Raw genomic sequence first — 24,978 nt, 5'->3', positions numbered from 1 at the left:
ACGCGCGCGTTGGCGCGCAGGGGGAGTGGGTCGTGCTCATCGGGGGTGCCCTCCACAGGGTGATGCAGGCAGTGCGCCAGGATACGTTGCCGGACGACCCGTCCTCGCCGGCAACGCGGTGTGTTCAAACAGTTGCGGCATCGGCTGGTTGCGGCGCCTGCGTCTGCAGATAGTCTTCCAGCCGCGCACGTCCGGCTGCATCGATCCGCAGCCCGAGTTTGCTGCGACGCCACAGGATATCGTCGGCGGTCTGCGCCCATTCGTGTTGACGCAGGTAGTCCACCTCGGCCTGATACAGGTCTGCGCCGAAGTGCATGCCCAGGCCGGCCACATCCTGCGCATCGCCCAACAGTTGCTCTGCGCAGGTGCCGTAGTTGCGCACCAGCCGCTGCGCGGTGGCGGCAGGCAACCAGGAGCGCGCGCTGCGCACACGTTCGAGCAGGCTGGCGATATCGCGTTGTTCACCGCCCGGCAGCGCGTCGCCGCGCGCGGTCCATGCCGGCTTGCGGACGCCCAGCACATGGGTGAGCCGGTCGACCGCTTCTTCGGCGAGCTTGCGGTAGGTGGTCAACTTGCCGCCGAACACGTTGAGCAGCGGCGCGCCGTCGTTGATGACTTCCAGTTGATAGTCGCGGGTCACTTCGGCTGCATTGTCTTCGGCATCGTCCAACAGCGGGCGCACGCCGCTGTAATTCCACACCACATCCTGCGGGCTGATCTGCTGTTGGAAATACAGGTTCACCGCATCGCACAGGTACTGCACCTCGGCCGCGTCGATCTTGGGTGCGGCGGGGTCGGCCTCGTAGTCGACGTCGGTGGTGCCGATCAAGGTGAAGTCATGCTCGTACGGGATGGCGAAAACGATGCGCCGGTCCGGTTGCTGGAAGATGTAGGCGTGATCGTGATCGAACAGCTTGGGCACCACGATGTGGCTGCCCTTGACCAGGCGCAGCGCATGCTGATGCGGCACCGCCGCCACCTTGTCCAGGAACGACACCGCCCACGGCCCGGCCGCATTGGCCAGTGCGCGCGCCTGCACGGTGCGGCGGCGGCCGTCGCGGTCTTCGAGCTCGGCGTACCAGAACCCGGCATCGCGCCAGGCACCCACACAGCGCGTGCGGGTGTGGATCTTGGCGCCGCGCTTGGCGGCATCCATCGCATTGAGCACCACCAAGCGCGCGTCCTGCACCCAGGCATCGGAATAGACGAAGCCGGTGCGCAGCGATTCCTGCAACGGCTGCCCGACCGGGTGCGTGCGCAGCGACAGCCGGCGCGAGCGCGGCAGGCTGCGCTTGCTGCCGCCAAGGTGGTCGTACAGGAACAAGCCGGCGCGGATCATCCAGGCCGGGCGCAAATGCGGCTGATGCGGCAACAGAAAGCGCAGCGGCCAGATGATGTGCGGGGCCAGGCGCAACAGCACTTCGCGCTCGGCCAGTGCCTTGCCGACCAGCGCGAACTCGTACTGCTCCAGATAGCGCAGCCCACCGTGGATGAGTTTGGTGCTGGCGCTACTGGTATGCGAGGCAAGATCGTCCTGCTCGCAGAGACACACCGACAGACCGCGCCCGGCCGCATCGCGGGCGATGCCGACCCCGTTGATGCCGCCGCCTACCACCAGAAGATCGTACGTCTCGCCCATCGGTATCTCCGTCCAGGTGCGCTGAGGAGCGAACCTAAGTTTTCATGTTCGAACATATTCGAACATCCAACCTTTTCGGGGCGTGAAGACGTAGATTGCCTTTGAATGAAAGGCTTTTTAGGTCATGCGGCCCATCGAAAATTGAGAATTCATTGAGTCAATGAATCAATTGAGGGGCCGGGACGACACCTAAGTATCGCAAACGTACTTAAACGAACAATCTCTCAGCCGACGTCGGTCGCGCTCGCCAGGTGCACCCGGGTGCCGGCCTCGGCCAGCACGCTGGCCAGTTCCTGCGGCGGCGGTCGGTCGGTGAACCAGTCGTGCACCTGTGCGATGGCGCCCAGCCGCACCATGGCGTTGCGGCCGAACTTGCTGTGGTCGGCAGCCAGCACCACCTGGCGCGAGTGCTCGATGATGGCCTGGGCCACCCGCACTTCCTGGTAATCGAAATCCAGCAGGGTGCCGTCCAGATCGATCCCGGAAATGCCGATCACCCCGAAGTCCACCTTGAACTGACGGATCAGCTCCACCGTGGCCTCGCCGGTCACGCCCTGGTCGCGCCCGCGCACCACGCCGCCGGCCACGATCACCTCGAAACTCGGGTTGGCGCTGAGCATCACCGCCACGTTGAGGTTGTTGGTGATCACGCGCAGGCCGCGATGCTGCAGCAATGCGCGCGCGACTTCTTCATTGGTGGTGCCGAGGTTGATGAACAGCGAGGCATCGTCGGGAATGAAGCGCGCGACGTGCGTGGCGATGTGCTGCTTTTCGCGTGCCTGCAGCGCCTTGCGCGCGGTGTAGGCCAGGTTTTCCACGCTGGAGGGCATGCTGACGCCGCCGTGGTAGCGACGCAGCACGCCGGCATCGCACAGCAAGGTCAGATCGCGCCGAATGGTTTGCGGGGTGACCTCAAAGCGCGTGGCCAGGCCTTCGACATCGGCAAAGCCCTGCTGCCGCACCAGCGCCACCAATTGCTCCTGGCGCGGGTTCAATGCCGGCGCCGGGACAGTCCTGTAGTGAGTTGACTCCATGCGCAGATGATCGCGCATGCGCGTGAGGATGCAAGCACAGCGGTTGCAGGCCTTGGTCCGCCAAGCGGACCGATCGCTCTGCGCCGCCGCACGGCGCATGGCGAGTCAGCAGCACCGCGCCGGCGCAATGGCGGGCGCGGTCAGCATGACGGCTACGCTCAGCCCAGCCCGCTGCGGTAGCCGGTATCGATGCTGATGCTGCCACCCACCGCACGCGACACGCAGGCGCACAGCTTGCGATTTTCGCGGCGTTGCTCGTCGCTGAAAAACACATCGCGGTGATCGATATCGGCCGCGCTGTCGAGCACCTCCACCACGCACAACCCGCATTCGCCACGACGGCATTCGGCAATCAGCTCTACCCCGGCACCGGCCAGGGCATCGAGCATCGATTCGTTTTCGGCCACCGGTACTTCCAGGCCGAGCCCGGGCAGCTTGACCACGAACGCTTGCGCCGGTACCCGGCCACTATTGCCGAAGGTTTCAAAATGCAACCGCGCGCGCGGGCGACCGCCGGCATGCCAGTGTTGGCGCACCGCTTCCAGCATCCCCAACGGCCCGCACACATAGACCTCGGCATTGGGCGACAACCGCGCCAGTTCGGCGGCAAGATCGGGCGGGCCGTCAGCGTCGTCGCAATGGAGCTGCAGACGCGCGCCGAGCAGCGCTTCCAACTGGTCCACGTAGGCCATCGCGCTGCGCGAGCGCCCGACATACAGCAGGCGGAACGCCTGGTGCCGCTGTGCCAGTCGCTGCGCCATGCCCAGGATCGGCGTAATGCCGATACCGCCGGCGATCAACAGGATTTCTTCGCCGCGTTCGTCCAGCGCAAAGTTGTTGTTCGGGGGAGAGATCTCCACCGCATCGCCGGGCTTCAGCGTCCACATATGCCGCGAGCCGCCACGGCTGTCCGGCATCTGCCGTACCGCGATCTGGTAATGCCCGTCCGCACGCGGCTCGCCCACCAGTGAGTAAGAGCGCACATCGCTGCGGCCATGCAATTGCACGCGAAAATCCAGGTGGCTGCCCACCTCGAAGGTGCGTGCTGCGGTGCCCGGATCGAGCACGATTTCGCGCACGCCGTCGCAGGCGTCGGCAATGCTGACGACATGGGCGCGATGCCATTGGGTGTCTTTACGCATAAGGAACTCCAGGCAGAAGAGCGTGCCGGGCACTGCCGGCGTTGAATGCATGGGCGCGGCCGATCAGTGCGCCGCCGCGCACCTGGGCGATGGCCGCGGGGGTTTGCAGGATGTGGCGCAAATTGCGGTGCGCCAGACGTGCGTGCTCGCGCATCAGCGCTTCGGCGCGGCTGCCGTGGCGCTGCTCGATGGCGGCAATCACTTCGCGATGCTGGTCCTGTGCCAGGGTCAGGATCACATGCGCGTCGGCAGCACTGGTCTGTGCCATGACCAGGCTATTGGGCGAGGCGAAGGGCAGCTGCAGCACGCGGGTGAGTTCGCGGCCGAGCACGTCGCTGCCGGCCATCGCCACCAGCAAGGCGTGGAACAGCGCATTGGCCTGGACATAGGCGGCGAAGTCGATGGCCTGCGGTGGGGTGCCGACAATGGCATCGATCTCCGCCAGCAGCGCGTGCGCCTGGGCAAGCTGCGCGTGCGAGACGCCGCGCTCGGCGGCCATGCGTGCGGCCAGCCCTTCGAGCGTGCCGCGCAGTTCGATGGCGTCGTGCACGTCGCGCTCGCTGAAGGCCTGCACCGCGTAGCCGCCACCCGGCAGTGCGCGAGCCAGGCCTTCTTCGCACAGGCGTTGCAATGCCGCACGTACCGGCGTGCGCGACATGCCCAGCCGTTGCACCACGGCTAGCTCGGACAATCGCGCACCAGAGGGCAGGGTGCCGTCGAGGATCAGCTCACGCAGCGAGAGCAGCGCGCGGGTGGTCTGCGCGGCGCTGCTGTGGAACGGTGTGGTCGGTGGCATGGCGGTCTCCTGTGCGCTGCGCTCAGCCCACCATGCGCAGCGACAGATCCTGCGCGCGCTGTTCCTGGGCAATCAGGCGGTCGATCACCCGCCGTGCCCACATGCCGCCGGAATCGACGTTGAGGTTGTAGAAGGTGTGATCCGGGTGCGCATCGATGGCGCGTTGCTGCGCTTCCAGGATCGCCTCGTCCTCACCGAACACACCGGTGACGCCGGCGCGGGTGAGCGTGGTCAACGACTGATCGTGCAGCGCGTAGTTGCGCATGAACGCCCAGAAGTAGTGGCAGGTGGTGTCGGTCTCCGGCGTAATCGTATTGAGCACGTAACCGTTGACGCCCTGGCTGCGGTCGCCCTCCGGCGCGCCGGTGCCGGTGATGGCCACACCAACATCGATGGCGATGGTGCCGGGCGCTTCGAAGCGGATGATCTGCCAGCGGTCGACCTTGCCGTGGTAATCCAGGTGTTTCGCAATCTGGCTGGCCCAGAACGGCGGCGGGTCGATGTTGCGCATCCAGCGCGAGACCACCACCGAGCGGTCGCCATGCACGACATCGAACGGCGCTTCGGCAATCTCGTCCTGGCCGATGCTGGACCCGTGCACGAAGGTCTCGTGGGTCAGGTCCATCAGGTTATCCAGCACCAATCGGTAATCGCACTTGGCATAGATGGTGCGGCCATCGCCGGCCCAGGCCGGGTCGTGCGCCCAATGCAGGTCGGGGATGAGCGCGGTGTCGGCCTGCGCAGGGTCGCCCGGCCAGATCCACACGTAGCGGTGCTTCTCGGCCACCGGAAAACTGCGCACGCAGGCGGACGGGTTGATGGTCTCCTGCGAGGGCATGTGCACGCAGCGGCCCTGGGTGTTGTAGACCAGGCCGTGATAGCCGCACACCACATCGTCGCCGCGCAGCTTGCCCATCGACAGCGGCACCAGCCGGTGCCAGCAAGCGTCTTCCAGGGCGACCACTGCGCCGGCCGTGGTGCGGTAGACCACCACTTCCAGGTTGCAGACCTTGCGTGGCGTCAGGGCGTGCTTGATTTCGTGGTCCCAGGCGACGGCATACCACGCGTTGAGGGGAAACAGCGGCTTGGACTGGGACATGACCGTGACTCCTGGGGTTTTTGTATACAACCTGGGATACGAATCGACGCACTGCGTCGGCCGGCAACCAGTTAGCGCGCATTCCAGCGCTGGCGTCTGCTTGCGAGCGAAGTTATGTATACACCGGAGACAATGTCGGAGCGTTATTGCCAGATGGAAATTGTGCGATTATCGAATTCAATCGCCGATAATCGTATTGACCGCGCTGTTCGGCCGGCTCTACCGTGGCTGCACGTTCGCAGCGCGGGGTGGTGCCATGGTCGAAATCGTCTCCCTGAGAGATGCGGTGTCCCACCTGATCGCCGACGGCGATTGCGTGGCGATGGAGGGTTTCACCCATCTGATCCCGCATGCGGCCGGCCATGAAGTGATCCGCCAGCGCAAACGCGAGCTGCGTCTGGTGCGCATGACACCGGACCTGATTTACGACCAGCTGATCGGCGCCGGCTGCGCATCGGCGCTGCGGTTTTCGTGGGGCGGCAATCCGGGGGTCGGCTCGCTGCACCGGCTGCGCGATGCGGTCGAACACGCCTGGCCGCAGCCGCTGCAGATTCGCGAACATAGCCATGCCGACATGGCCAACGCCTACGTGGCCGGTGCGTCGGGTCTGCCATTCGCGGTGCTGCGCGGCTATGTCGGTTCGGACCTGCCGCGCGTCAACGACAGCATCAAGTTCCTGCAATGCCCGTACACCGGCGAAACGCTGGCCACCACGCCGGCGGTGAACCCCGATGTCACGGTCATCCACGCACAGCAGGCCGACCGACGCGGCAACGTCTTGCTGTGGGGGATTCTTGGGGTGCAGAAAGAGGCGGCACTGGCCGCGCGCAAGCTGATCGTGACGGTGGAAGAAATCGTCGACACGCTCGACGCGCCACCCAACGCCTGCATCCTGCCGCGCTGGGTGGTCGATGCGGTGTGCCATGTGCCTGGCGGGGCGGCGCCGTCGTACGCGCATGGCTACTACGCCCGCGACAACCGGTTTTATCTGGCCTGGGACGCGATTGCGCGCGACCGCGCGCGTTTCCAGGCATGGATCCAGACGCATATTCTGGATACCGACGACTTCGCCGCATTCATGCGCGTGTATGAGCACTCGCAGCAGCAGGTGGCCGCATGAGCGCGTACAGCACCAACGAAATGATGACCGTGGCCGCGGCGCGCCGCCTGCCCGATGAGGCGGTGTGTTTCGTCGGCATCGGTCTGCCGTCCACCGCGGCCAATCTGGCCCGGCTCACGCATGCGCCGGATGTCACCTTGATCTACGAATCCGGCCCGATCGGCGCACGTCCGGACGTGCTGCCGCTCTCGATCGGCGACGGCGAGCTGGCCGAAACTGCCGACACCGTGGTCTCCACGCCGGAGATCTTTCGCTACTGGTTGCAGGGCGGCCGGGTGGATGTCGGCTTCCTGGGCGCGGCGCAGATCGATCGCCACGCCAACCTCAATACCACCGTGATCGGCGATTACGCCGCGCCAAAGACGCGGTTGCCCGGCGCCGGTGGCGCGCCGGAAATCGCGGCCAGCGCCAAGCAGGTGTTCATCATCATGCGGCAGTCCAAACGCAGCTTCGTGTCGGTGCTGGACTTCATCACCACTGTCGGGCATCTGGACGGTGGCGATGCGCGCACGCGTGCCGGCCTGCCCGGCACCGGCCCCACCGTGGTGGTCACCGACCTGTGCGTGATGGAGCCTGATGCGGTGACCCGCGAACTCACCGTGACTTCGCTGCACCCGGGGATCAGCCGCGAACAGGTCAGCGCGGCGACTGGCTGGCCGATCCGCTTTGCCGACGACCTCGCGCAGACCGCACCGCCCAGCACCACGGAACTGCAGGCATTGCGCGCGCTGCAGGCGCGTACCGACGCCGCACATGGCACCCACTCGGCGGGAGCGGAGGCATGAGCGAGGTCTATCTGATCGACGGCATCCGCACGCCCATCGGCCGTTACGGCGGCGTGCTGTCCAGCGTGCGTGCCGACGACCTGGGCGCGGCGCCGATTGCCGCGTTGCTGGCCCGTCATCCGCAGCTGGACCCGGCCGCCATCGACGACGTGTATCTGGGCTGCGCCAACCAGGCCGGCGAAGACAATCGCAATGTCGCGCGTATGAGTCTGTTGTTGGCGGGCCTGCCGAGTTCTGTGCCGGGCAGCACGCTCAATCGCCTGTGCGGTTCCGGGTTGGATGCGATCGGCACGGTGGCGCGCGGCATCCGCGCCGAGGAACTGGGCCTGGCGATCGCCGGCGGTGTCGAGTCGATGTCGCGCGCTCCCTGGGTGATGGGCAAGGCCGAAAGCGCCTTCGCCCGCACCCAGCAGCTGGAAGACACCACCATGGGCTGGCGCTTCATCAACCCGCGTCTGCAAGCCGCCTACGGCACCGAGTTGATGGGCGAAACCGCCGAGAACGTCGCGCAGCGCCATGCCATTTCGCGCGAGGATCAGGACGCTTTCGCATTGCGTAGCCAGCAACGCGTGGCCGCCGCGCAGGCGGCCGGTTTCTTCGATGCGGAGATCACCTCGGTGCCGGTGGCCGCACGCAAGGGCGGCGATGCTGTCACCGTCGAATACGACGAAGCGCCGCGCCCGAATACCACCGCCGAGATGCTGGCCAAGCTCAAACCGGTGTTCCGCCAGCCCGGCAGCGTGACGGCCGGCAATGCGTCCGGCATCAACGACGGTGCCGCCGCGTTGTTGTTGGCGTCCGCGCAGGCCGTGCAGACGCATCGGTTGACCCCGCGCGCACGCGTGCTGGGTTTTGCGTCGGCAGGTGTCGAGCCGGCCTACATGGGCATGGGTCCGGTGCCGGCCACGCAGCGTCTGTTGGCGCGGCTGAACTTGCGCATCGAGCAGTTCGATGCGATCGAACTCAACGAAGCCTTCGCCGCGCAGGCCCTGGCGTGCACGCGTGCGTTCGGGTTCCCCGACGATGCCGCGCATGTCAACGCCAACGGCGGCGCCATCGCGCTCGGTCATCCGCTCGGCATGAGCGGCGCGCGGCTGGCGCTCACCTTGCTGCGGCAATTGGAGGCGTGCAACGGCCGGCTCGGGCTGGCCAGCATGTGCGTCGGTGTGGGGCAGGGTGTGGCACTGGCGATCGAGCGCCTGTGAGCCAGCCCACTGCAACCACTGCGCCGCCACCGCACACCTACACCGCTTGACCATGCCGCAGTGCGGCGCAGGGAGATCTCACGATGCGCGATGCCCCCGATGATTCGACACTTGCCGACCCGCTGCTCGGCTACCGCCGCACCCGGCCGGGCACGCAGCCGGCCTATCTGCATCCGGCCTACGCCTCAACCGCCTTGCGCGGGCCGACGCACGCGCCCATCGATATCCCGGCCACGCTGTCGGAAGTCACCGGCCCGCGTTTGGATCGGCTCACCCTGGGCGAGCATGCTGCCGACCTCACCGCAGGGTTCAGTGGCGAGCCGCTGGGCGAGCGCATCATCGTTTCCGGCCACGTGCTCGACGAAAACGGCAAGCCGGTGCGCAACAGCGTGGTGGAAGTGTGGCAATGCAACGCGGCCGGCCGTTATCAGCATGCTGGCGATCGTCACGACGCACCGCTGGACCCCAACTTCCGCGGCACTGGCCAGGTGCTCACCGATGAGCATGGCCGCTACGTCTTCAAGACCATCAAGCCGGGCGCGTATCCGTGGCGCAATCACTACAACGCCTGGCGGCCGGCGCACATCCATTTTTCGCTGCATGGCGATGGCATCGGGCAACGGCTGATCACCCAGATGTATTTCCCGGGCGACCCGCTGCTGGCGCACGACCCCATCTACAACTGCGTCGACGATGCGCTGGCGCGCGAACGCATGGTGTCCAGTTTCGACTGGGAAAACGCCATCAGCGAATATGCCCTGGCCTACCGCTTCGACATCGTGCTGCGCGGCCGCAAGCAAACGGTCTGGGAGTGAATCGATGAGCCTGCACGCAACCCCTTCGCAAACCGTCGGCCCGTATTACCGGCTTGGGCTGGAACCGCTGTATCGCGACCAGCTCGCACCGGCGCAGGCCGCCGGCACGCATGTGCAGATCAGCGGCTGCGTCTTCGATGGTGCCGGCGTCCCGGTGGCCGACGCGGTGCTGGAACTGTGGCAAGCCGATGCCGCCGGTATCTATGCGCATGCCGCCGACAGCCGTTACCAGACGCACGACGCCAGCTTCGATGGCTGGGGCCGGGTGCCGACCGATGCGCAGGGGCGTTTTAGCTTCAGCACGGTCAAGCCGGGCTCCGTCGCCGGGCCGGAGGGCACGCCGCAGGCTGCGCATTTGAGCGTACTGGTGTTCATGCGCGGGCTGTTGCGGGGCGCATCGACGCGCCTGTACTTCGCCGATGACCCGCAGCTGGGCAGCGACCCGATCCTGGCGCTGGTGCCGGCCGCGCGCCGCGCCACCCTGCTGGCCCAGCCATCCGGCAATGGTGCCTATGCCTGGGATATCCATATGCAAGGCGACACGGAGACCGTGTTCTTCCGCTATTGATCCGTAGATCGGCGTACGTGCCGCACACGGCGGCCCGTGTCTGCACGTGCGCCGCTGGCCTGGCCAGGCGGCATGCAGCGCCGCGCACGGCAGCATGGCAGGTGCACAAGCGCACATCGGGGTGCCCAAGGCACGCATGCAAACCAGGCGTGCACGCTGTCACCTTCGCCCGCTGCGACCGCGCTGCGGGCGCTACGCGTATTGCCCTAACGTCTAGTTGGCACCCCCGTGCTTCGGTGCCATGCTGCCGGCACGCCAAGAGATGCGATGCATGAGTGCGACGTCTTTGTTGTTGGGATCCTTGTTTGGCGAGCCTGCGTGCGACGCATTGTTCAACGATGCGGCGCGTGTGCAGGCCATGCTGCACTTCGAATCCGCGCTTGCCCGCGCGCAGGCGCAGTGCGATGTCATTCCTGCCGAAGCTGCCGCGTCCATCGCAGCGGCCTGCGATGTGCAGCACTACGACATGGCCGCCTTGGCGCAGGCCACCGCGCTCGCCGGCAACCCCGCCATTCCGCTGGTCAAGGCGCTGACCGCGCGCGTCGCTGCGCACGATGCTGCGGCCGCGCGCTGGGTGCACTGGGGGGCCACCAGCCAGGACGTCATCGATACCGGCAGCGTGTTGCAGCTGCGTGCCGCGCTCGATTTGCTGCTGCCGCGCCTGCAGCGTCTGTGCGACACGTTGGCGGCGTTGGCCGCACGCGAGCGCGACACCGGTCTGCCCGGGCGCACCTTGTTGCAGCAGGCCGTGCCGGTGACCTTCGGGCTCAAGGTGGCCGGCTGGCTGGATGCCTTGCAGCGCGCGCATCGGCGCCTGCACGCGTTGCGGCACGACGCGCTGGTGCTGCAATTCGGTGGCGCGGCCGGCACCTTGGCCTCATTGCAGGCGCGCGGCCTGGACGTGGCCCAGGCGCTTGCCACCACCCTGGCGCTGCCCTTGCCTGCGTTGCCCTGGCACACCGCACGCGACCGCATCGTCGAGGTTGGCTGCGCGTTCGGCCTGCTCGCCGGCACGCTGGGCAAGATCGGCGGCGATGTGGTGCTGCTGATGCAATCGGAGGTCGGCGAAGCGTTCGAGCCTGCGGCGGCCGGCAAGGGCGGCTCATCGGCGATGCCGCACAAGCGCAATCCCGTTTCCAGCGTGGCGGCGGTTGCCGCGGCCACCCGCGTGCCCGGGCTGATTTCTACCTTGTTCAGTGCGATGGCGCAGCCGCATGAGCGTGCCGCCGGGCAGTGGCATGCCGAATGGGACACCTTGCCGCAAATCGTGTGCCTGACCGCCGGCAGCCTGGCGCAGATGCAGGCCTGCCTGGCCGAGTTGGAACTGGACCGCACGCGCATGCGCCAGCACCTGGACAGCCATGGCGGCGTGCTCTACGCCGAGGCGGTAGTGTTCGCGCTGGCCCCGCAGCTCGGCAAGCCGCAGGCGCACGCGCTGGTCGAACAGGCAGTGGCGCGTGCGCAGGCGCAGCAGCGGCATCTGCGCGAGGTCCTGGCAGAGGACGCGCAGGTGAGCGCGGTACTCACGCACGCGCAACTGCACGCGGTGTTCGATAGCGATAGCTGGCGCGGCATGTCCTCGGTCTGGATCGATCGCGTACTGGCCGCCTCTTCCTCCCGTTGACGGTGCTTCGATGGCTTATCTGCAATTGCCCACGCATCGCCTGCATTACCGTCTGGACGGCACCGACGGGCGACCCTGGCTGACCTTCTGCAATTCGCTCGGCACCGACATGCACATGTGGGACGTGCAGATCGAAGCCTTCGCTCCGCATTACCGCATCCTGCGTTACGACCGCCGAGGCCATGGCTATTCCGACTCTCCGCCAGGCCCCTACAGCGTGGCCGACCTGGGACAGGACGTGCTGGCGCTGTGGGATGCCTTGCAGATCGAGCGCAGCGATTTCTGCGGGTTGTCGATCGGCGGGCTGACCGGGCAGTGGCTGGGGCTGCATGCCGCGCAGCGGCTGCGCCGGCTGGTGGTCTGCGCCACCGCGCAGAAGATCGGTAGCACCGCCACCTGGGAAACCCGCATCGAGCAGGTGCGCAGCGAAGGCCTGCCGATGCTGATCGATGCCACGCTGCAGCGCTGGTTTACCCCGGAATTTTCCATCAGCCACGCGCAGCGCCTGGACATGATCGCCGCCGCCTTCGTCTCCACCTCCCCGGACGGGTATATCGCCTGCTGCCAGGCGGTGGCCGAGGCCGATTTCCGCGGCGCGCTGGATGGGCTGAACCTGCCGCTGCTGGCCCTGGCCGGCGACGACGACCCGGTGTGCCCGCCGCCGGACCTGCGCGAGATCGCCTACGCCGCGCCCGACGGACATTACGCCCAGGTACCGGGCCGCCATATCTGCAATCTGGAATCGCCGGCCGCGTTCAACGACGCGGTGCTGGGGTTCCTGCAAGCCGACTGATCTTTTCCGTATGACGAGGACGCCCCATGCACGAAGACGAACGCTATCAAGCCGGCCTGCGCGAACGCCGCCGTGTGCTGGGCGAAGCGCATGTCGAGCGCTCGCTGGCCGCACGCACCGAGCTCACCACCGAGTTTCAGGACCTGATCACCCGTTACGCCTGGGGCACCATCTGGACCCGCGACGGCCTGCCTGCGCATACCCGCTCGTTGATCACGTTGTCGATGATGGTCGCGTTGGGCCACGACGAAGAATTCAAGCTGCATGTGCGCGCCGCGCGTAACAACGGCGTCACCCCCGAGCAGATCAAGGAAGTGCTGCTGCAGGCGGCCATCTATTGCGGCGTCCCGGCGGCCAACCACGCCTTTGCGCTGGCCAAACCGATCCTGGAAGAACAGGCTGCCGAGACCTGACGCGGCCCGCATCGTCGTTTCCGTGTCTGCCTGCCATGCCGCGCAGCGTGCCCAGTCCACCGCGCCCATGACGAGATGCCGCATGACGTTCCGACCCGCCTACCTGCTCCTGCTGCTGTTGATCTCGCTGGCTGCCGGGGCACAACCGCAGCCCGGGCCCGGCACCCAGCTGGCGCAGGTGCGCGCCGACGATGGTCAGGCACTGGCGGTGTGGTCGCGCGTGCCGGCGCAGCCACGTGGCGCGGTACTGCTGGTGCATGGCCGCACCTGGAGTTCGCTGCCCAACTTCGACCTGCAGGTGCCGGGCGAAGCGGCCGATTCGCGCTCGGTGCTGGCCGCCTTCGCACAGGCCGGGCTCGCCGCCTACGCGGTGGACCTGCGCGGCTACGGCGGCAGTGCACGCGACCGCAGCGGATGGAACACGCCCGACCGCGCGGTGCGCGATGTCGCGCAGGTGCTGGCCTGGGTTGCCCGGCAATACCCGGGTCTGCCGCCACCGGCCTTGATTGGCTATTCCAACGGCGCGCGGGTGGCGCTGCTGGTCGGCCAGCAACACCCGCAGGCGGTGTCCGCGCTGGTGCTGTACGGCTTTCCCGACGATGTCGATGCACCGCCCACCGACGCGACAACACCTGCCCAGCCTTTGCGCGCACGCACCACCGCCACGGCGGCCGGCGAGGATTTCATCACTGCCAACGCGGCGCCCCCTGGCGTGCGTGCGGCCTACGTGTCGCAGTCGCTTGCGGCCGACCCGGTGCGCACGGACTGGCACGCGATGGCGCAGTTCGCGTTCCAGCCCGAGCAGGTCACGACGTTGCCGGTGCTGCTGCTGCGCGGCGTCGACGATCCCATCGCCACACAAGCGGATAACGCGCATTTGTTCGCACGCCTGGGCAGCCAAGACCGTAGCTGGATCACCTTGCCGCACGCCGATCATGTGGCGCATGTGGAAGACACCCACGCGGCCTGGGTGGAGGCGGTGGTGGGCTTCCTGCGTCGGCCGCGCTGAGCCCTGACGCGGGTGGCGGGTGCGTCGGGTGCATTGGGAGGGTGCAGGAGCACGCGACCAACGCGCTGCCTGCTGCATGCGAAGCAATGACATGCAGCTGTGCGCGAGGCGCACGTCACGCTTGTGTGCGGGACCCAGGCCACTCACAGCCCGAGGGTCTCAGCCGCTTCACTCAGGATCGAGACTGTTACAGCGCTCAAGACGCGCCGCACGCGCTAACTCAGCAACGCCCCCAAGCGCTGCGCCGCCAGCTTCAACGGCTCCAGCAACTGCGTCTGCATGGTTTGCAGGCTGACGCGCCCGGCCTGCGCACCGATATTGAGCGCGGCAATCACCTCGCCACGCAGGTTGCGCACCGGCACCGCGATCGAGCGCAGGCCGATTTCCAGCTCCTGGTCGGTCAGGCACATGCCTTCGCGGCGCGCGCGCGCCAGGACCTCCAGCAGCGCTGAGGCCTGGGTCACCGTCCGGTCGGTGCGCGGGCGCAGCGTGGTGCGCTCCAGGTAGGCCTGCAAGGTGTCGCCGGGCAGGGCCGCCAGCAGCACCCGGCCCATCGAGGTGCAATAGGCCGGCAATCGCGTGCCCGGGCGTAGCCCGATCGACATGATCCGCACCGTCTCCGCGCGCGCCACGTACAGCAGGTCGTCGCCGTCCAGTACGCCCAGCGAGCAGGACTCGTGCAGTTGGTCGCGCAGCCCGTCCAGCACCGGCTGGGCCGCCGCGGTCATCGCCGAAGACGCCGCATACGCGCCGCCAATCCCCAGCACGCGCGGCAACAACACATAGCCACGGCCCTGCTCGCCGACATAGCCCAGCTTGGCCAGCGTATGCAGCACCCGCCGCACCGCCGCGCGCGAGATGCCGGTTTCCAGGCTGATCTGCGACATGGTCACCTCGCGCGGGTGCTGGGCGAACACGCTCAGTACCACCAGCCCGCGCCCCAGCGAGGTCATGAAGTCCGGGTCGCCCTGGGCGGCGGCAATCTGCTGCATCAACTCGTATGGCAGGCCGCGCTCGCTCCCGGTCGCGGCGATGGCGGCGGGACGTTTGCGGCGGCTGGCGGTGGGCTCGGGCATCGGATCGCGCGTCAGGCAGGTCCACGCATGGTAAGCGCTCGCGCCAATGCCTGCTTCCGGTCGCACTGTGCGCCTCGCATGTAAGCACTTCATCCTGCTTGCCGCATAATCGCTGCCGACTTGTTTCGGATCGGTCCCCCTCGTCCATGAAAACCCCCAAGGGCCTGCAGCCGCTGATCGACGACGGTGTCATCGACGAAGTGTTGCGACCACTGAAGAGCGGCAAGGAAGCCTCCGTCTACGTGGTCAGCGCCGGCGCCGACATCCTGTGTGCCAAGGTCTACAAAGACATGGCGCAACGCAGCTTCCAGGCGCGCGTGCAATATCAGGAAGGCCGCAAGGTGCGCGGCAGCCGCCAGGCGCGCGCGATGGGCAAGGCCACCAAGTTCGGCCGTCGCGAAGCCGAGACCGCATGGAAGAACACCGAAGCCGACGCGCTCTATCAATTGGTAGATGCTGGCGTGCACGTGCCCAAGCCGCGCGGCTATTTCCATGGCGTGCTGCTGATGGATCTGGTCACCGACGCCGCCGGTCACAGCGCACCACGGCTGGGCGAAGTGGAGCTGGAGCCGGAGCAGGCGCACGCGTTCCATGTCAGCCTGATCGGCGATGTGGTCAAGATGCTGTCGCTGGGTCTGGTGCACGGCGATCTGTCCGAATACAACGTGCTGGTCTCGCCCGACGGCCCGGTGGTGATCGATTTCCCGCAGGTGGTCAGTGCCGCCGGCAATAATGCCGCGCGCGACATGCTGCTGCGCGATGTGCACAACTTGCGCGACTGCCTGGGCCGCTTCGCTCCGGAGCTGCTGGACACCCACTACGGCGAAGAAATGTGGGCGCTTTACGAAAAGGGTGAGTTGCGCCCGGACAGCGTGCTCACCGGCCGCTTCAAGTTCGACACCAAGCGCGCCGACGTGCGCGCCATCCGCGCCTCCATTGAAGACGCGCGGCAGGAAAACCTGATCCGCCAGCAAGGCCGCGAAGCCGCCGCCGAAGACGACGACTGATCGCTGCGTGCGCCACACGGCGCATTGCCTTGCTCGGCGGCCGCCGGCCGGTGGCACGGGGCCAGCCGTGGCACGGGCTGTACCTGTCCAGACGCGCGCGCATTGATGGGATTGAAGCGACGCGAGCCGGGGTGCGTCTAGAAGACGGCACTGCGATGAGGCGCGTTGCTGCTTCATGCCCCGCACGGTCTGCGCACGCGGCATGCGGTTGCGCATCCACGCGATGCAACGCAGCAATCGGCATTGCAGGTGGTCGCGTGCATGCCCGCAAGATGTAACGCGTTGCAGGTCAGAACCCTTGTGTATCAAGCCAGCACCGGCCTGCCCAGGCGATCGCGCGTCATTCGGCCAGGTAGTTATTTCATTTAATGGTTATTTAAAATAAGTATCAGGCAAACTCGGTAGTCCTCCACTGCCAACGAGACCGCCATGTTCGATCCCGATGTCGTTCGCCTGTTCGCTGTTCTTCAGCAGGCCGCCCAGCCGCCGATGGAAACGCTGCCCCTGGCAGACGCACGCGCAATGATGCGTGGGCTGGGCGCGCAGCTCGGCTTTCCGGTGCTGGAGATGGCGCAGGTGCGCGCCGTGCAGGCCGACACCGCTGTTGGCAAGGTGCCGCTCCGGTTGTATCGGCCGCCGGGCCTGAGCGACGCGCCCGCGCCAACCTGCGTGTTTGTGCACGGTGGCGGCGGCGTGGTGGGCGATCTGGAGTCGCATGACGATGTGTGCCGACAGCTCGCGGCACGCGCCGGTTGCCAGGTGCTGGCCGTCGATTACCGGCTGGCTCCCGAGCACCCCGCGCCGGCCGGCGTGGAGGACGTCATCGCCACTGTGCAGTGGCTGGCCGCGCATCCCGAGCAGGTCGGCGCAGATCCACAGCGGTTGGCGGTGGCCGGCGACAGCATCGGCGGCGCGATGGGTGCCGCCGCTGCAGTGGCGGCACGCGATGCCGGCATTGCGCTGCGCTGTCAGCTGTTGCTGTATCCGCTCACAGACGCACGCGAAGACAGCGGCGAGTATCCGTCCCGCACGATCAATGCCGACATTCCACCGCTGACCCGGCAGGCCACGCAGTTTTTCAACCAGCATTTCATCAAGGATCCAGCTATCGCCCTGGATTGGCGCGTCTCGCCGCTGCTTGCTCCGGATCTGAGCGGCGTTGCGCCGGCGCTGATCGTGCTGGCCGAGCGCGACGTTCTGCACGACGAAGGCCTGCGCTATGCCGAGCGCCTGCGCGCAGCCGGTGTCGAGGTCAGCGTGCACACCTTTCCCGGCATGGTGCACGGCTTCATCCATATGGCCAGCATCATCCAGGCAGCCGACAAGACCGTGGACCTGTTTGCCGAAATGCTGCGACAGCGGCTGTTGCCGGTGTAATCCGGCGTATTGCCGAGGTGTCGGCAATACGCGCAGCATCGTGGCGGGTTGGCGCACGGTGCGGATGCAAACGCGCTGCCGCTTCGGTCCACGCGAAGAAACTCCGGCGCGATCCGGCACTCGGTGCCGGTGCGCTACCGCGGCGTTTAGAAGTTGAAGCGCAACGTCGTCATCAATACGTGGTTTTCGCGGTCCACTGCACGCGTATTGACGAACTGGTTGAGATAACCAACGTCCATATTGGAAATGGCGTTGAATTTCCAGTTGATGCCGACGAAGACGCGGTTTTGGTCGATACCGCGGCGCGCACCCCATTGCGTCTGATCGAGATTGACGAACAGCTCGTTGAACAGCACCCAGGACAGTTGCGGACTGAATCCGCTCGGGCGGGTGGCGCGGATCATTTGCCGCACGCGGTAGCCCTCATCGCTGAAGTCTTCGCGGTGGCGCTGCTCCAGACGGGTGCGGCTGGTGATGCTGATCTCGGCGATCGGATCGAACTGATACTGAAACTGTCCCCACCAGCGATTTTCGCGGTTGGACGGCTGACCGGCCGGATGGCTGATGATGGTGTCATACCCCATCCAGACGCTGGCCTTGGGGTTGAGCCGGTAAAATACCGCAGGGCGAAGGATCAATTGATCGAACTGCTCGCCTTCCTCGCGCCAGCGCGGATGAATATCCATGCTCCAGTAAAGGTTCTCGACCGGCAATTTGCCCTGGGCGTAGATACTCAACCAATATCGGCCATCTTCTTCGGTATTGGCATGGGCGGTGGAGATACTTCCCAGCAGTAAAAACAGAACAGGACCGGCGATGCGAAACGTTGCGGTCCGTAGCGTGCCAAATGCGTTCATTTAGTGAAATGTGTCGGCGTTGGCAAATCATAGCAACATCTATCGCGTTTCCATCGACCGTCTGGTCCACCCGTAACGCCTCTGTTCGGCTGGGGCTTCGCTAATCGGGATACGCCATCGCTTCAGTGCATTCACTGGCAAGGTGTGCAGGCCTGGAGCCAAGTGACATGTCTGTGTTTGCCTTCTGTGAGACCAGGCCGATACGCCGACATCGCCAGCCCTGGGCTGCTCTGCAGTGACTGGCGGTCGATAGCCAGGCCGACAGCGCAACGCAATGTCTCAGGGCGATGCAGCGTCGTTGGAGAGCATCTGCCGAAACAAGGTGTCCAGGGCATCCGAACGCCCGCTGCCGGCCGGCAGCTGTGGCTGCGCCGTGCCCATGCGGTCGAGTTCTGCTTCGATAAAATCGCTGATCACCGCAATCCGTGGTCCATCTTCCACTTCTGTGGAGATGCGCTTGAGCGCCAGCAAACGCTCGATTTCCTCGCGCAGGTCTCCACTCGGCAGCAGTTCGTCCAGCAGCAATTCAAATGCCATCGGCGGCATGTCCTGGCGGCGCTCGATCCACTGACATGCCAGAATCGGGCGCAAAACGTACAGATATTTCTTGGTGCGAATCCGTTCACCGCGCAGGTAGCCGCGATAGTTGCTCTTGGCCATGTTGAAGTAATGCCACCAGGTGCCAAGCGGTGAATAGAAGTGCGTGGCGATCGCCCGCAACTGCTCGACAGCAACCGGATCTTGCCGATACACCACCGGCGAATGCAGCCATTCCAGCAGCGTCGGATTGGACTTGGAGACCAACCGCAGTGCCTTGCGCAGGTCCCAGCCGCTGACATCCAGATCGTCGGAGATCGGCAGCTCGATCACGTCGCGCTGCGGCTCGCCGGGACCGGTGCTTTCGTTGACGCTCAGATACCAGTCGCGCCGATGGACGTAGACAAAGCGTGCGTCGTAATCGCTGTCGGGCGACGAAAATCCCCAGCCGCGGCTGCCCGATTCGCACGCCAGCAGAATGCGGACCTCATGTTGCTGCTCGATCTCGCGCAACGCCGCCAGCACTGCCTCGCGTTTGTCCGCTGCGATGGGATGGATGTCCATGGGGTCGCTGTCCTTGTGCATGACGTGCCCCAATCATAACCAGCTCACGCAGATGCAGCCCGGCACACGACCAGATCATGCAACCTTGCTACGCCGCGCGCGTTCCAGATGCACCAGCAGCAGCGAGATCGCTGCCGGGGTCATGCCGGGAATGCGTTGTGCCTGGCCGATGTGTTGCGGGCGCACGCGTTCGAGTTTCTGCTGTACTTCGATCGACAGACCGCGCACGCCGGCGTAGTCGAAGTCTTCCGGGATCGGCGTATTTTCCTGGCGTTGCTGGCGTGCGATATCGTCGCGCTGGCGATCCAGATAACCGGCGTACTTGACGCTGATTTCGACCTGTTCGGCCACCTGCGTATCGTCCACGCCCGGCCCCAGTGTCGGCACGCGCATCAGCGTGGCGTAGGTGAGTTCCGGGCGCTTGATCAGGTCCAGCACATTGGTTTCGCGGCTAAGCGACACGTTCAGCGTTTGCGCTACTTCGCGCCCCAGTGCATTGCCCGGCGTCGCCCACAGTGCCGACAGGCGTGCGGTCTCGCGTTGCACCGCATCCTGCTTGGCCGAAAAGCGCGCCCAGCGCGCCTCATCGACCAGACCCATCGCGCGGCCCACCCCGGTCAGGCGTGCATCGGCATTGTCTTCGCGCAGCTGCAGCCGGTATTCGGCGCGGCTGGTGAACATGCGATACGGCTCGGTGGTGCCGTGGGTAATCAAATCGTCCACCAGCACGCCCAGGTAGGCCTCGTCGCGGCGCGGCGACCAGGCCGGCAGCCCCTGCACATGGCGGGCGGCATTGAGGCCGGCCAGCAGGCCTTGCGCGGCGGCCTCTTCGTAACCGGTGGTGCCGTTGATCTGTCCGGCAAAGAACAGCCCGCCGACCGCCTTGGTTTCCAGCGAGGCCTTGAGCCCGCGCGGGTCGAAGAAGTCGTATTCGATCGCGTAGCCGGGGCGGGTGATATGCGCCTGCGCAAAGCCGTGTATCGAGCGTACCAGCGCCAGCTGCACATCGAACGGCAGCGAGGTGGAAATGCCGTTGGGATAGATCTCGGTCACCTCCAGGCCTTCGGGTTCGACGAAGATCTGGTGGCTGGTCTTCTCGGCGAAGCGCACCACCTTGTCTTCGATCGACGGGCAGTAGCGCGGGCCGATGCCTTCGATCTGCCCCGAATACAGCGGCGAGCGGTGCAGTGCGCCGCGGATGATGTCGTGAGTCTGCTCGGTGGTGTGTGTGATCCAGCAGCTGACCTGGCGTGGGTGGTCGCTGACCTGGCCCATGAACGACATTACCGGCAGCGGGTCGTCGCCGGGTTGTTCGGCCATGACGCTGTAGTCGAGCGTGCGCCCGTCGATGCGCGGCGGGGTACCGGTCTTGAGGCGGTCGATCGCGAACGGCCGCTCGCGCAGACGCGCGGCCAGCGTGGTGGCCGGCGGGTCGCCCATGCGCCCGGCCGCGTATTGGGTTTCGCCGACATGGATCTTGCCGGCCAGGAAGGTGCCGGCGGTCAGCACCACCGCCGGCGCCTCAAAGCGCAGCCCGGTCTGGGTGATGACTCCGCGCACGCTGTCGCCTTCGGCGGCGCCGTTGTGGATGATCAGATCATCCACCGCCGCCTGGAACACGGTCAGGTTGGGCTGTGCCTCGACGATGCAACGGATGGCGTTGCGGTAGAGGTTGCGGTCGGCCTGGCAGCGGGTAGCACGCACAGCCGGCCCCTTGGACGCATTGAGCGTGCGCCACTGGATGCCGGCCAGATCCGCCGCATGCGCCATGGCGCCACCCAGCGCATCGATCTCCTTGACCAGATGGCCCTTGCCGATCCCGCCGATGGCCGGATTGCAGCTCATCGCGCCCACCGTCTCGATGTTGTGAGTCAGCAGCAAGGTGCGGGCACCTGCGCGCGCAGACGCCAACGCGGCCTCGGTGCCGGCATGGCCGCCGCCGATCACGATGACATCGAAGCAATAGAAAGAGTCGGACATGGGCGTGGACTGATCAGCAGAGAGAAGGAAAACGGCCGCAGAAGTATCGACTGAAGCGCCGCGATGGTCACTAAATCGTTAAATATGTGATGCAAGTCACATTTTAAGATAGTGACCCTCAAGTTGGCACGTTCCGTGCGGATATCCCTACTGCACCTATCGTGGCATTGCGACATGGGCGCAAAGGCTGGAATTGGAACAGGGGCCAGCCGCGCGTGCGATGGGGTAGCGTAAGGGTCGGTAGTCGGGGGACTGCCGACCCTTATTTTTTTCTGCGATTCCGGCAACACCTGCACGCTTTCTCGATCATTGCGCGGCTGCAGGCACTGCGCGTCCTGATGCGCCTGCGATCCTCGATCTACAAATGCATAAAGCCCCGGCATGCCGGGGCTTTATGCATTGGAGGCGCCGATATCCGACAGGGCCGGAACAGGGGGGATCCAGATTTCCCTGTCGGACATCGACATAAGTCGGTCAGTGGGGCGGGCCGGGTCATAACATGACGTGGCGGGTCACACAGAGCACCTAGCTTGCGACCAAGTGCCGACTGAACGCAAGCCCCCAATGTCGCCATTTGTGGGGCACGTCGCAGTCAGCGTGTCATGGGATTTGCTGGCGGCTGTTGCGTGGCGCTGTCTGGCGCTGGATCTCGCGAATCACACGCGGCGGCGCGCCGATCCGTGCCGGTGGCCGCGCGGGCGGTGCACCCGTCGCCGGTGGCGAATTGGGACGCTGCGGACGTGGGCCATTCGGGCGCGGGCCGTTGTTGAACGATCCGTTCGGACGCGGCGGGCGGTACTGCGGGCGGCGATCGTTTTGCCGGTAGTAATAGCCGCCACCACGGTAGACCGGATACACCGGGTAGTCGTACAGCCCGATCGCACCGGCACCATACGGGGCGCCGTAGAGGCCGCCGTAGTTGTAGGGCGAGTATCCCGGCGGATAGCGATACTGCACAGCAGGCGCGCCACGGTAATAGCCGCCCGACCCGCCCCCGGTGTAGTCGTAAGTTGCGCAGCCGCCCAAGGCCAATAGCCCGGCGGCGAAGATCAGACGGAATTTCATGGATGGTGCCCTCCTGCAACCATGATCTCACTTTCGAACCGCTGCATTGAATCGGTCCTTAACTGTGCCGCAATGTGGCGCTTTTTCATCGATCCAGCATGCGCAGGCGGTGTGCGTGCGAGCCGTGAAGAGTGAGGCGATACGTTAATCTTGCAGGCATGATCGACACGGTCCCTCTTGCCCATTCAGATGTCCTGCAAGCCGCCGCGCGCATTGCGCCGCACTGCGCGACGACACCGTTGCTGACCTCGCACCGCCTGGACGCACTGTGCGGTGCGCAGCTGTTCTTCAAGGCCGAGCACCTGCAGCGCAGCGGCGCGTTCAAGTTCCGCGGCGCCTGCAATGCGGTGTGGTCGCTGCCTGACGACGTGGCACCGCGCGGCGTGGTCACCCACTCGTCCGGTAACCATGGCGCGGCGTTGGCGCTGGCCGCTCGTACGCGCGGTATCGGCTGTCATGTCGTGGTGCCCGAAGGTGCGGTTGCCGCCAAGCTGGCCAATATTTCCCGGCATGGCGCCACGTTGTGGCGTTGTGCGCCGACCATCGCAGCACGCGAGCAGCTGTGTGCCCAGGTCCAGGCCACCAGTGGCGCGACTCTGGTGCATCCGTACACCGATCCGGCCGTGATCGCCGGCCAGGGCACGGCCACCTTGGAGTTGCTGCATCAAAGCGGCGGGCTGGATGTGCTGCTGGCGCCGGTCGGCGGCGGCGGGCTGGCGGCCGGTGCGGCGTTGGCGCTGCGGTCTGCGCCGGGCTGTGCGCTGATGCTGGCCGAGCCGAGCGGGGCGGCCGACACCGCGCGCTCGCTGGCGGCTGGGCAGCGCCTGGTCGACTTCGTGCCCGACACCGTCTGCGATGGTCTGCGCGGCACCCTGGGCGCGCCGAACTTTACGTTGCTGCAGGCGGCCGGCGCGCAGGTGATCACGGTGGACGATGCGGCCGTGGTGCAGGCGATGCGGCTGATCTGGCAGCTGCTCAAGCAGGTGGTGGAGCCGTCTTCGGCCATCACGCTGGCGGCGGTGCTGGCCGAGCCGGCGCGGTTTGCCGGGCGCAGGGTCGGGCTGATCCTGTCCGGCGGCAATGTCGATCTGGACGCACTGCCGTGGGCCGCGGCGTGAGCAGGCGTGCGCGCGGACTCGGCCTGTGGGGCTGGGGCTGGCGGTTATGCATGCTGGCGCTGATCTGGCTGGTGGCGGTGGCTGGCTGGATCGTCTGGGTCGGCGACCGCGATCAGGCCGCGCCGGCGGACGTGATCATCGTGCTGGGCGCGGCGGCTTACGACGCGCGCCCGTCGCCCGTCTTCGAAGAACGGATCCGGCATGCGCTGGATCTGTACGAGCAGGGCTATGCGCCGCGGCTGTTGTTCACTGGCGGCTTCGGCAATGGCGCGCGGTTTTCCGAGTCGCAGGTGGCACGGCGCTACGCGCTGCGCCACGGGGTGCCGCCGGAAGCGATCGTGATCGAGACGGTCTCGCGGACCACCCGGCAGAACCTGGAACAGGCGCGCATCTTGATGGCCCGTCATGGCATGCACCGGGCGATCATCGTCAGCGACCCGCTACACATGGCGCGGGCGCTGCGGCTGAGCCAGGAGCTGGGGGTGGATGCGCTGGCCTCGTCCACGCCGAGTACGCGCTTTCGCAGTTTCCACACCAGCTGGCGCTTCCTGCTGCAGGAGGTTTACTTCTTCCACCGCGATCTGGTGGTGCAGGGCCCCTGAAACGGCTGCGTGGCATCGGGCGGCATCGAGCTGGCGATTCAGCCAGTCGGCGCGATGGCGCGTCGCGGTTGCACGAGCGCCTCGCCGCGATGGATCGGCACCGGGCGTCAGCGGTGCATGGTGTGGTGGTGTGCGCTGCGCGCAACGGCGCGGCCGTCGAGGTAGGGGAACGCCTGTGATGCAGTCGGACGCTGACCGCGTCTCAGCGCGCACGCAAAACCCGCTCTATGATGCGGCTTTCCCAGCGGCAGGTTCGAGCATGAGCGAGAGCAATCGGCAACACGCCATCGGCCTGGTCCAGGCCTATTACGCCGCCTTCAATCGCGGCGATTGGGACGCCATGCTGGCGTTCCTGGCCGAGGATGTGGCGCACGACCTCAATCAAGGCGCGCGCGAGATCGGCCGCGCGGAATTCGCGGCCTTCCTGCAGCGCATGAACGACAGCTACCGCGAGCAGTTGCGCGACATCGTGATCACCGCCAACGACGACGGCACGCGGGTGGGGGCCGAATACGTGGTGCACGGGGTTTACCACACCACCGACGAAGGCCTGCCCGATGCCAACGGCCAGACCTATGTGCTGCCAGGCGGTGCGTTCTTCGATGTGCAGGACGGCGCGATCACCCGCGTCACCAACTATTACAACCTGCAGGAATGGATTGCGCAGGTGTCGCGCTGAGAGCGTCGATCGGCATGCGCTAGACCTGTGTAGGAGCGCACCCGGGCGCGATGAAGCGTTACCGGGAATGCCTC

Annotated in this window: 24 protein-coding genes; 14 read left to right on the top strand and 10 right to left on the bottom strand. The window is 66.2% G+C overall.

Features of this window, described 5'->3' with window-relative positions; genetic code table 11:
- Positions 1 to 124: 124 nt before the first annotated feature.
- The 5 genes from glpD to RQH86_RS11935 form a co-directional block, all read right to left on the bottom strand.
- Complete coding sequence (glpD, locus tag RQH86_RS11955) at positions 125 to 1,639, bottom strand: glycerol-3-phosphate dehydrogenase (protein ID WP_311239528.1); 1,515 nt, start codon at positions 1,637 to 1,639, stop codon at positions 125 to 127.
- A gap of 224 nt (positions 1,640 to 1,863) precedes the next feature.
- Complete coding sequence (locus RQH86_RS11950; RefSeq protein WP_311239529.1) at positions 1,864 to 2,691, bottom strand: DeoR family transcriptional regulator; 828 nt, start codon at positions 2,689 to 2,691, stop codon at positions 1,864 to 1,866.
- A 140-nt stretch (positions 2,692 to 2,831) separates the two neighbouring features.
- Entirely contained in the window at positions 2,832 to 3,815 is a 984-nt protein-coding gene (locus RQH86_RS11945; RefSeq protein ID WP_311239530.1) for a PDR/VanB family oxidoreductase, read from the bottom strand.
- A complete protein-coding gene (locus tag RQH86_RS11940) occupies positions 3,808 to 4,611 on the bottom strand; it encodes a GntR family transcriptional regulator (protein WP_055853392.1) in 804 nt (267 codons plus the stop codon). Before RQH86_RS11940 ends, RQH86_RS11945 begins: the two co-directional genes overlap by 8 nt.
- 22 nt (positions 4,612 to 4,633) lie before the next feature.
- Positions 4,634 to 5,710: an aromatic ring-hydroxylating dioxygenase subunit alpha gene (locus RQH86_RS11935; protein WP_055853391.1), complete on the bottom strand. Its 1,077-nt coding sequence runs from the start codon at positions 5,708 to 5,710 to the stop codon at positions 4,634 to 4,636.
- Positions 5,711 to 5,966: 256 nt separating this feature from the next.
- Between RQH86_RS11935 and RQH86_RS11930 the strand changes: the two genes are divergently transcribed.
- The 9 genes from RQH86_RS11930 (at position 5,967) to RQH86_RS11890 (ending at position 14,042) form a co-directional block, all read left to right on the top strand.
- Complete coding sequence (locus RQH86_RS11930) at positions 5,967 to 6,830, top strand: CoA-transferase (protein ID WP_311239531.1); 864 nt, start codon at positions 5,967 to 5,969, stop codon at positions 6,828 to 6,830.
- Positions 6,827 to 7,615: a CoA-transferase subunit beta gene (locus RQH86_RS11925; protein ID WP_311239532.1), complete on the top strand. Its 789-nt coding sequence runs from the start codon at positions 6,827 to 6,829 to the stop codon at positions 7,613 to 7,615. Before RQH86_RS11930 ends, RQH86_RS11925 begins: the two co-directional genes overlap by 4 nt.
- Positions 7,612 to 8,820, top strand: a complete 1,209-nt coding sequence (pcaF, locus tag RQH86_RS11920) for a 3-oxoadipyl-CoA thiolase (protein WP_311239533.1) — start codon at positions 7,612 to 7,614, stop codon at positions 8,818 to 8,820. The genes RQH86_RS11925 and pcaF overlap by 4 nt, the downstream gene beginning before the upstream one ends.
- An 83-nt stretch (positions 8,821 to 8,903) precedes the next feature.
- The gene (gene pcaH, locus RQH86_RS11915) at positions 8,904 to 9,635 is read left to right on the top strand and encodes a protocatechuate 3,4-dioxygenase subunit beta (protein WP_311239534.1); all 732 of its coding nucleotides are present in this window, start codon (positions 8,904 to 8,906) and stop codon (positions 9,633 to 9,635) included.
- A 4-nt stretch (positions 9,636 to 9,639) separates the two neighbouring features.
- Positions 9,640 to 10,203 carry a protocatechuate 3,4-dioxygenase subunit alpha gene (gene pcaG / locus RQH86_RS11910; RefSeq protein WP_311239535.1) on the top strand — a complete coding sequence of 188 codons (564 nt, stop codon included), beginning with the start codon at positions 9,640 to 9,642 and terminating at the stop codon, positions 10,201 to 10,203.
- 271 nt (positions 10,204 to 10,474) lie between these two features.
- The gene (locus tag RQH86_RS11905) at positions 10,475 to 11,827 is read left to right on the top strand and encodes a 3-carboxy-cis,cis-muconate cycloisomerase (RefSeq protein ID WP_055853947.1); all 1,353 of its coding nucleotides are present in this window, start codon (positions 10,475 to 10,477) and stop codon (positions 11,825 to 11,827) included.
- Between the two features lie 10 nt (positions 11,828 to 11,837).
- On the top strand, positions 11,838 to 12,620 hold the full coding sequence (gene pcaD, locus RQH86_RS11900) for a 3-oxoadipate enol-lactonase (RefSeq protein ID WP_055853379.1): 783 nt from the start codon (positions 11,838 to 11,840) through the stop codon (positions 12,618 to 12,620).
- Positions 12,621 to 12,646: 26 nt separating this feature from the next.
- The gene (gene pcaC, locus RQH86_RS11895; RefSeq protein ID WP_055853377.1) at positions 12,647 to 13,033 is read left to right on the top strand and encodes a 4-carboxymuconolactone decarboxylase; all 387 of its coding nucleotides are present in this window, start codon (positions 12,647 to 12,649) and stop codon (positions 13,031 to 13,033) included.
- An 82-nt stretch (positions 13,034 to 13,115) separates the two neighbouring features.
- Positions 13,116 to 14,042 (top strand): alpha/beta fold hydrolase, encoded by a 927-nt coding sequence (locus tag RQH86_RS11890; RefSeq protein WP_311239536.1) that lies wholly within the window; start codon positions 13,116 to 13,118, stop codon positions 14,040 to 14,042.
- 215 nt (positions 14,043 to 14,257) lie between these two features.
- Here RQH86_RS11890 and RQH86_RS11885 read toward each other — a convergent pair whose 3' ends face one another.
- Positions 14,258 to 15,118, bottom strand: a complete 861-nt coding sequence (locus RQH86_RS11885; RefSeq protein ID WP_115528165.1) for an IclR family transcriptional regulator C-terminal domain-containing protein — start codon at positions 15,116 to 15,118, stop codon at positions 14,258 to 14,260.
- 146 nt (positions 15,119 to 15,264) lie between these two features.
- Here RQH86_RS11885 and RQH86_RS11880 point away from each other — a divergent pair, with 146 nt between their 5' ends.
- Positions 15,265 to 16,125, top strand: a complete 861-nt coding sequence (locus RQH86_RS11880; RefSeq protein ID WP_115512800.1) for a PA4780 family RIO1-like protein kinase — start codon at positions 15,265 to 15,267, stop codon at positions 16,123 to 16,125.
- Positions 16,126 to 16,554: 429 nt separating this feature from the next.
- The gene (locus tag RQH86_RS11875; protein ID WP_311239537.1) at positions 16,555 to 17,502 is read left to right on the top strand and encodes an alpha/beta hydrolase; all 948 of its coding nucleotides are present in this window, start codon (positions 16,555 to 16,557) and stop codon (positions 17,500 to 17,502) included.
- Between the two features lie 146 nt (positions 17,503 to 17,648).
- On the opposite strand, the gene RQH86_RS11870 is transcribed toward RQH86_RS11875, so the two are convergent.
- The 4 genes from RQH86_RS11870 to RQH86_RS11855 all read right to left on the bottom strand — a co-directional run bounded on the left by RQH86_RS11870 (position 17,649) and on the right by RQH86_RS11855 (position 22,505).
- Positions 17,649 to 18,359, bottom strand: a complete 711-nt coding sequence (locus RQH86_RS11870) for a DUF2490 domain-containing protein (RefSeq protein WP_055853367.1) — start codon at positions 18,357 to 18,359, stop codon at positions 17,649 to 17,651.
- A 279-nt stretch (positions 18,360 to 18,638) separates the two neighbouring features.
- Positions 18,639 to 19,460: a nucleotidyltransferase domain-containing protein gene (locus RQH86_RS11865; protein WP_115561047.1), complete on the bottom strand. Its 822-nt coding sequence runs from the start codon at positions 19,458 to 19,460 to the stop codon at positions 18,639 to 18,641.
- Between the two features lie 75 nt (positions 19,461 to 19,535).
- Positions 19,536 to 21,440, bottom strand: a complete 1,905-nt coding sequence (gene mnmG / locus RQH86_RS11860; RefSeq protein WP_311239538.1) for a tRNA uridine-5-carboxymethylaminomethyl(34) synthesis enzyme MnmG — start codon at positions 21,438 to 21,440, stop codon at positions 19,536 to 19,538.
- A gap of 600 nt (positions 21,441 to 22,040) precedes the next feature.
- Entirely contained in the window at positions 22,041 to 22,505 is a 465-nt protein-coding gene (locus tag RQH86_RS11855; protein ID WP_055853363.1) for a hypothetical protein, read from the bottom strand.
- Between the two features lie 158 nt (positions 22,506 to 22,663).
- Here RQH86_RS11855 and RQH86_RS11850 point away from each other — a divergent pair, with 158 nt between their 5' ends.
- From RQH86_RS11850 to RQH86_RS11840, 3 genes are all read left to right on the top strand, one after another.
- Entirely contained in the window at positions 22,664 to 23,623 is a 960-nt protein-coding gene (locus RQH86_RS11850; protein WP_115512796.1) for a pyridoxal-phosphate dependent enzyme, read from the top strand.
- Positions 23,608 to 24,225: a YdcF family protein gene (locus RQH86_RS11845; RefSeq protein ID WP_115584297.1), complete on the top strand. Its 618-nt coding sequence runs from the start codon at positions 23,608 to 23,610 to the stop codon at positions 24,223 to 24,225. Before RQH86_RS11850 ends, RQH86_RS11845 begins: the two co-directional genes overlap by 16 nt.
- 259 nt (positions 24,226 to 24,484) lie before the next feature.
- Positions 24,485 to 24,904 carry a nuclear transport factor 2 family protein gene (locus RQH86_RS11840; protein ID WP_311239539.1) on the top strand — a complete coding sequence of 140 codons (420 nt, stop codon included), beginning with the start codon at positions 24,485 to 24,487 and terminating at the stop codon, positions 24,902 to 24,904.
- The last annotated feature ends 74 nt before the right edge of the window (positions 24,905 to 24,978 follow it).

The sequence above is a fragment of the Xanthomonas sp. WCS2018Noco2-27 genome, assembly GCF_031843525.1.
Lineage (GTDB): Bacteria > Pseudomonadota > Gammaproteobacteria > Xanthomonadales > Xanthomonadaceae > Xanthomonas.
Note: the sequence above shows the minus strand (reverse complement) of the source record. Positions and strands in the feature narration are given on the sequence as shown.

Coding starts and splice junctions, on each gene's coding strand:
- glpD (WP_311239528.1), bottom strand. CDS start 1,639: ATGGGCGAGACGTACGATCTTCTGGTGGTAGGCGGCGGCATCAACGGG.
- RQH86_RS11950 (WP_311239529.1), bottom strand. CDS start 2,691: ATGCGCGATCATCTGCGCATGGAGTCAACTCACTACAGGACTGTCCCG.
- RQH86_RS11945 (WP_311239530.1), bottom strand. CDS start 3,815: ATGCGTAAAGACACCCAATGGCATCGCGCCCATGTCGTCAGCATTGCC.
- RQH86_RS11940 (WP_055853392.1), bottom strand. CDS start 4,611: ATGCCACCGACCACACCGTTCCACAGCAGCGCCGCGCAGACCACCCGC.
- RQH86_RS11935 (WP_055853391.1), bottom strand. CDS start 5,710: ATGTCCCAGTCCAAGCCGCTGTTTCCCCTCAACGCGTGGTATGCCGTC.
- RQH86_RS11930 (WP_311239531.1), top strand. CDS start 5,967: ATGGTCGAAATCGTCTCCCTGAGAGATGCGGTGTCCCACCTGATCGCC.
- RQH86_RS11925 (WP_311239532.1), top strand. CDS start 6,827: ATGAGCGCGTACAGCACCAACGAAATGATGACCGTGGCCGCGGCGCGC.
- pcaF (WP_311239533.1), top strand. CDS start 7,612: ATGAGCGAGGTCTATCTGATCGACGGCATCCGCACGCCCATCGGCCGT.
- pcaH (WP_311239534.1), top strand. CDS start 8,904: ATGCGCGATGCCCCCGATGATTCGACACTTGCCGACCCGCTGCTCGGC.
- pcaG (WP_311239535.1), top strand. CDS start 9,640: ATGAGCCTGCACGCAACCCCTTCGCAAACCGTCGGCCCGTATTACCGG.
- RQH86_RS11905 (WP_055853947.1), top strand. CDS start 10,475: ATGAGTGCGACGTCTTTGTTGTTGGGATCCTTGTTTGGCGAGCCTGCG.
- pcaD (WP_055853379.1), top strand. CDS start 11,838: ATGGCTTATCTGCAATTGCCCACGCATCGCCTGCATTACCGTCTGGAC.
- pcaC (WP_055853377.1), top strand. CDS start 12,647: ATGCACGAAGACGAACGCTATCAAGCCGGCCTGCGCGAACGCCGCCGT.
- RQH86_RS11890 (WP_311239536.1), top strand. CDS start 13,116: ATGACGTTCCGACCCGCCTACCTGCTCCTGCTGCTGTTGATCTCGCTG.
- RQH86_RS11885 (WP_115528165.1), bottom strand. CDS start 15,118: ATGCCCGAGCCCACCGCCAGCCGCCGCAAACGTCCCGCCGCCATCGCC.
- RQH86_RS11880 (WP_115512800.1), top strand. CDS start 15,265: ATGAAAACCCCCAAGGGCCTGCAGCCGCTGATCGACGACGGTGTCATC.
- RQH86_RS11875 (WP_311239537.1), top strand. CDS start 16,555: ATGTTCGATCCCGATGTCGTTCGCCTGTTCGCTGTTCTTCAGCAGGCC.
- RQH86_RS11870 (WP_055853367.1), bottom strand. CDS start 18,359: ATGAACGCATTTGGCACGCTACGGACCGCAACGTTTCGCATCGCCGGT.
- RQH86_RS11865 (WP_115561047.1), bottom strand. CDS start 19,460: ATGGACATCCATCCCATCGCAGCGGACAAACGCGAGGCAGTGCTGGCG.
- mnmG (WP_311239538.1), bottom strand. CDS start 21,440: ATGTCCGACTCTTTCTATTGCTTCGATGTCATCGTGATCGGCGGCGGC.
- RQH86_RS11855 (WP_055853363.1), bottom strand. CDS start 22,505: ATGAAATTCCGTCTGATCTTCGCCGCCGGGCTATTGGCCTTGGGCGGC.
- RQH86_RS11850 (WP_115512796.1), top strand. CDS start 22,664: ATGATCGACACGGTCCCTCTTGCCCATTCAGATGTCCTGCAAGCCGCC.
- RQH86_RS11840 (WP_311239539.1), top strand. CDS start 24,485: ATGAGCGAGAGCAATCGGCAACACGCCATCGGCCTGGTCCAGGCCTAT.